Source organism: Methylotenera sp., from assembly GCF_013141425.1.
In the GTDB taxonomy this organism is placed as follows: domain Bacteria; phylum Pseudomonadota; class Gammaproteobacteria; order Burkholderiales; family Methylophilaceae; genus Methylotenera.
Map to the genome: position 1 here is coordinate 1 of NZ_JABFRA010000065.1, position 4,223 is coordinate 4,223.

6 protein-coding genes are annotated in these 4,223 nt (G+C 41.9%); 2 read left to right on the top strand and 4 right to left on the bottom strand.

Translation table 11 applies throughout. The features are described 5' to 3' along the window. Positions 1-584: aminotransferase class I/II-fold pyridoxal phosphate-dependent enzyme (locus HOO90_RS05485; RefSeq protein ID WP_292840487.1), on the bottom strand; the 584-nt coding region annotated here is incomplete at its 3' end. A 100-nt stretch (positions 585-684) separates the two neighbouring features. Here HOO90_RS05485 and HOO90_RS05490 point away from each other — a divergent pair. Continuing rightward, positions 685-1,053 carry an Mth938-like domain-containing protein gene (locus HOO90_RS05490; protein ID WP_292840490.1) on the top strand — a complete coding sequence of 123 codons (369 nt, stop codon included), beginning with the start codon at positions 685-687 and terminating at the stop codon, positions 1,051-1,053. A 16-nt stretch (positions 1,054-1,069) separates the two neighbouring features. Here the strand turns inward: HOO90_RS05490 and HOO90_RS05495 are convergent, their stop codons facing one another. From HOO90_RS05495 to fabA, 3 genes are read right to left on the bottom strand one after another with little or no spacing between them, the layout of a single operon-like run. Then, positions 1,070-1,624: a DUF1439 domain-containing protein gene (locus tag HOO90_RS05495; protein WP_292840493.1), complete on the bottom strand. Its 555-nt coding sequence runs from the start codon at positions 1,622-1,624 to the stop codon at positions 1,070-1,072. 46 nt (positions 1,625-1,670) lie between these two features. Beyond that, positions 1,671-2,906, bottom strand: a complete 1,236-nt coding sequence (fabB, locus tag HOO90_RS05500; RefSeq protein WP_292840496.1) for a beta-ketoacyl-ACP synthase I — start codon at positions 2,904-2,906, stop codon at positions 1,671-1,673. 53 nt (positions 2,907-2,959) lie between these two features. Next, positions 2,960-3,505: a 3-hydroxyacyl-[acyl-carrier-protein] dehydratase FabA gene (gene fabA, locus HOO90_RS05505; RefSeq protein ID WP_292840499.1), complete on the bottom strand. Its 546-nt coding sequence runs from the start codon at positions 3,503-3,505 to the stop codon at positions 2,960-2,962. 380 nt (positions 3,506-3,885) lie between these two features. Here fabA and HOO90_RS05510 point away from each other — a divergent pair. Further along, a partial coding sequence (locus HOO90_RS05510; protein ID WP_292840502.1) for a hypothetical protein occupies positions 3,886-4,223 on the top strand: 338 nt, incomplete at its 3' end.

The window sequence follows — 4,223 nt, forward strand, 5'->3', positions numbered from 1 at the left end:
ACAATACCGCGAGTATTAGCAGTGATTTTCGCTTCCATGTCTTTTAAGTCAGGTAACCAACCAGTTGCTTCATCACACAAATAATGACGTGCTGTACCGCCAGCCAATGTCACCGCAGCGGTCCAAAGTGGATAGTCAGGCATTGGAACTAAAACTTGGTCGCCATTGTTTAACAAACCTTGCATTGCCATCACAATAAGCTCAGAAACACCATTACCAATAATGATGTCGTCAACTGTTACACCAGCAATATGCTTGCTTTGCGTGTAGTGCATAATAGACTTGCGTGGCTCAAATAGCCCTTTGCTGTCTGTATAGACGCCCGCCTTATTCATATTTCGCATGACGTCTTGCATCATCTCTTCAGGCACATCGAGACCAAACACACCTGGGTTGCCGATGTTTAGCTTGATAATGCGCTGACCTTCGTCTTCCATCTGACGGGCGCGTTGCAGCACTGGCCCGCGAATGTCGTAGCAAACATTGGCCAACTTATTCGATTTGGCGAGCTCTTTCTGCTGACCTGATTGAAGAGGCTGAACAATATCTTGTGGTGTTGCAGAGATAGATTTAATTGGCTGCATAGCGCACTTATTTTTGCTTTAAAAGCACAATAGTTAAAGGCGTTAGTTTACATTAGAATGGCACTATCTATCAATTAAAGCCAGCAACCAAACATACCAAATGAAACTACATTTAACTACCGCTGAAAACAATAATTTGATTACTGGATATAGCGAAAGCTATGTTGAAGTGAACAGGCAACGCCATACTAAAAGCTTACTCGTGATGCCGCAATCCCTCATGCTTGACTGGGAAGTAGAAAACTTCTCCGCGTTAACAGAACTACACTTTGAGAAAATCGCCGAATATAATGCAGAAGTGGTACTGTTAGGCACTGGTAATAAGCATCAATTTCCACATCCAAAAGTTTACCAAGCGTTAAGCAATAAAAGTATTCCGCTTGAATGCATGACGACCGCAGCCGCTTGTAGAACTTACAATATTTTAATGAGCGAAGGCCGCAATGTGCTTACCGCGCTTATTCTATAAGGGCTAGACGATACAACTATTGAACGGGACTTAAGGTTATTTGCAAACCTTTATCGGTAATTTGCATATCTTTAGGATTATATTTTGTTGAGCCAACTTTTAAATCTTCTGGCTTTACCGTATACAAAGGCAAGCCATTTAATAAATCACCGCCCAATTTCTGCGCCATTAAATTAACAAAATCTCCGTACTTTGCACCCAAGCCATCCAGATTCAGGTTTTCAACTTTCGGGTCGTCTAACACGATTGAGTTTGTTGCATTATCAAAACGTAACTTGCCAGAAATATCGAGTTTTCCAGCAAGCACTTTATCGGTTAAAAGACTGGTTAGCTTTGTATCTAGGCTAGTGATCATTCGACCCGTTTTACTATCGAATTTTACCGTTGAATTACTTAAATTAACGTCAAAAATTTTAAGAAGTGATATTGGGATCGCCAAACGCTCATTCAACTTTTGCTGCAATTGCGCCTCAGAAATATTCACTGTGCGGTCGCTTAATATGGCGCAACACCCTAAACACCCTGTGATTAGCCATACAAAAAACATCTGTGCGCAAGATTTAAATTTCATTTTAGCTACCTCTTAAAAACTTAGCCCTTACTTAGAATCGCGCAGACTATAGGTTTTTGGTTGATAGCGTCAATGTCGCGTTCGTACCGCCAAAGCCAAAACTATTAGATAACGCGGTTTCTATCTTTACGTTTTCAATGGCTTTACGCACAATATTTAAGCCTTCTGCGGCTGGGTCTAATGTTTCGATATTCGCAGAGGCCGCAATAAAGTTATTTTCCATCATCAGCAAGGTGTAAATTGCTTCGTTCACCCCTGCCGCGCCCAAAGCATGACCTGAAAGCGACTTAGTCGAAGCAATTGCAACTGGATTATTCGCTCCAAAAACTTCTCGAATCGCCTCCAACTCTTTGGTGTCTCCCACAGGCGTGCTGGTGCCGTGTGTGTTGATGTAATCGACCTTTTCAATCGCTTTGCCATCATGCCCTTGCAGGGCCAATTGCATACAACGCACAGCGCCTTCGCCACTCGGGGCAACCATATCGTAACCATCTGAAGTTGCACCGTAGCCCACGACTTCTGCATAAATTTTGGCGCCGCGTGCCTTGGCATGCTCGTACTCTTCTAACACCACAATACCGCCGCCGCCTGAAATCACAAAGCCATCACGATTAGCATCATAGGTACGCGAAGCTTTATCGGGAGTTTCGTTATATTTACTGCTGAGTGCGCCCATCGCATCGAACATAAAGGACAATGTCCAATGTTCTTCTTCTGCGCCGCCGGCAAAAATAATGTCTTGCTTGCCGAGCTGAATTTGCTCAACACCCGCGCCAATACAGTGTGCGCTAGTAGAACATGCTGAACTGATACCGTAATTAATGCCTTTGATTTTTGCGCCTGTCGCCAAACAAGCTGACACGCCACTCGCCATGGCTTTTGTTACCATATAAGGCCCAACGCGGCGCACGCCTTTTTCACGTAGCGTATCAATGCCTTCTAAAATACTTTCATGCGAGGCCCCACCTGCGCCAACAATCAAACCAGTGCGCACATTCGAAACCTGCACTTCGGGCAATTTCGCATCGGCAATCGCTTCTTGCATGGCCAGCCATGCGTAAGCATGGCCTTTTGCCATGAAGCGCATGAGTTTGCGGTCAATTAACTCTTCCACATTCAAATTTTTGATTGAACCAGCAACATGTGAGCGCAAGCCACGCTCTGCATATTCCGGCTGATAAGTAATTCCTGATTTACCAGCTTTTAAACTCGCCAGCACTTCAGCTTTGTTATTACCTAGACTGGATACAATCCCCATTCCCGTAACGACGACACGACGCATTTCGTGATCCCTCTAATTATTTTTTTATTCTATTAACAATCGCAACTACTGCATTAAAAATTGTCTGTACGTGTAAACAGCCCAACACGCAAATCATTGGCCACATAAATCTCGCGACCATCTAAGTTCATCGAAGCATCAGCAACACCCATGACTAATTTACGCATAATTACGCGTTTCAAATCAATGGTATAAGTTGCCAATTTAGCGCTTGGCAACACTTGGCCAGTAAATTTAACTTCTCCCGCACCAAGTGCACGACCACGGCCAGGCCCGCCTGCCCAACCCAAATAAAAACCAACCAATTGCCACATGGCATCCAAGCCTAAACAGCCTGGCATCACGGGATCACCCGTAAAGTGGCAATCAAAAAACCAAAGATCAGGACGAATATCAAGTTCTGCGATAATTTGACCATTGCCGTACTTACCGCCATCTTCGGTAATAGAAACAATACGATCAAACATTAACATTGGTGGCAATGGTAATTGCGCATTGCCTGCACCGAACATCTCCCCCCTACCACATTTCAATAATTCCTCTTTTGTAAAACTGTTTTGCTTAGCTACGCTTTTCACAATACTTGATTGATTTGTCATGATTTTATTTTAACAATGTTATCCGAGGTGTTATTTTCGCTTTAAATCGATTTTTACGAAAGCATTATTCTCGATTTATATCAGGATTTTATGGTTATTAATGCAATTAACCACAATACAAAAATAGAAATTTGGTTGTATACAACCACCACTGGTTGTATACAACCACCACTTTTATGATTTTTTAGATTTGAAAAAACATAACCGTTTGAATAGGTTGACTATTATTTTATGGCATGCAAGTTGCTATAGTTATTTTGGGCATGAATCTCCAAATGGTACCCACCACCCTGCAATGCATTAGACCGCATTGCGGGTCTTTTTTGATTGGTTTAGATTTAATAACAAAATATTACTAAATTTAATGAAAATATTTAGCCATGAAACTTAAACTTAAGACAGCAGAATTTTCTTCAAAAAACTATCACAACAGTTCCTTAGAGTTTTGTAAGGTGCCCATAAAACCAATTCTAATCGTTATTCTTTCTCTATTTGCGCATAGAGCTTATGCGCAAGCCAATATTCAAGGACAAAAAGATACTACTCCTATCGATACTTTATCAAATGAAAAAATAATTGAAACTCGGTCTCCTGTCACAAAAAATGACGGCAATAGAAAAATACTCTTAGCAGCCAATGATGATGAAACCAGTGATAACCAAAGCCAAACTAACAAAGCCCCAGCTAAGAGTGCTGTCGATATCAACCTCAATGAAAT

Coding starts and splice junctions, on each gene's coding strand:
- HOO90_RS05490 (WP_292840490.1), top strand. CDS start 685: ATGAAACTACATTTAACTACCGCTGAAAACAATAATTTGATTACTGGA.
- HOO90_RS05495 (WP_292840493.1), bottom strand. CDS start 1,624: ATGAAATTTAAATCTTGCGCACAGATGTTTTTTGTATGGCTAATCACA.
- fabB (WP_292840496.1), bottom strand. CDS start 2,906: ATGCGTCGTGTCGTCGTTACGGGAATGGGGATTGTATCCAGTCTAGGT.
- fabA (WP_292840499.1), bottom strand. CDS start 3,505: ATGACAAATCAATCAAGTATTGTGAAAAGCGTAGCTAAGCAAAACAGT.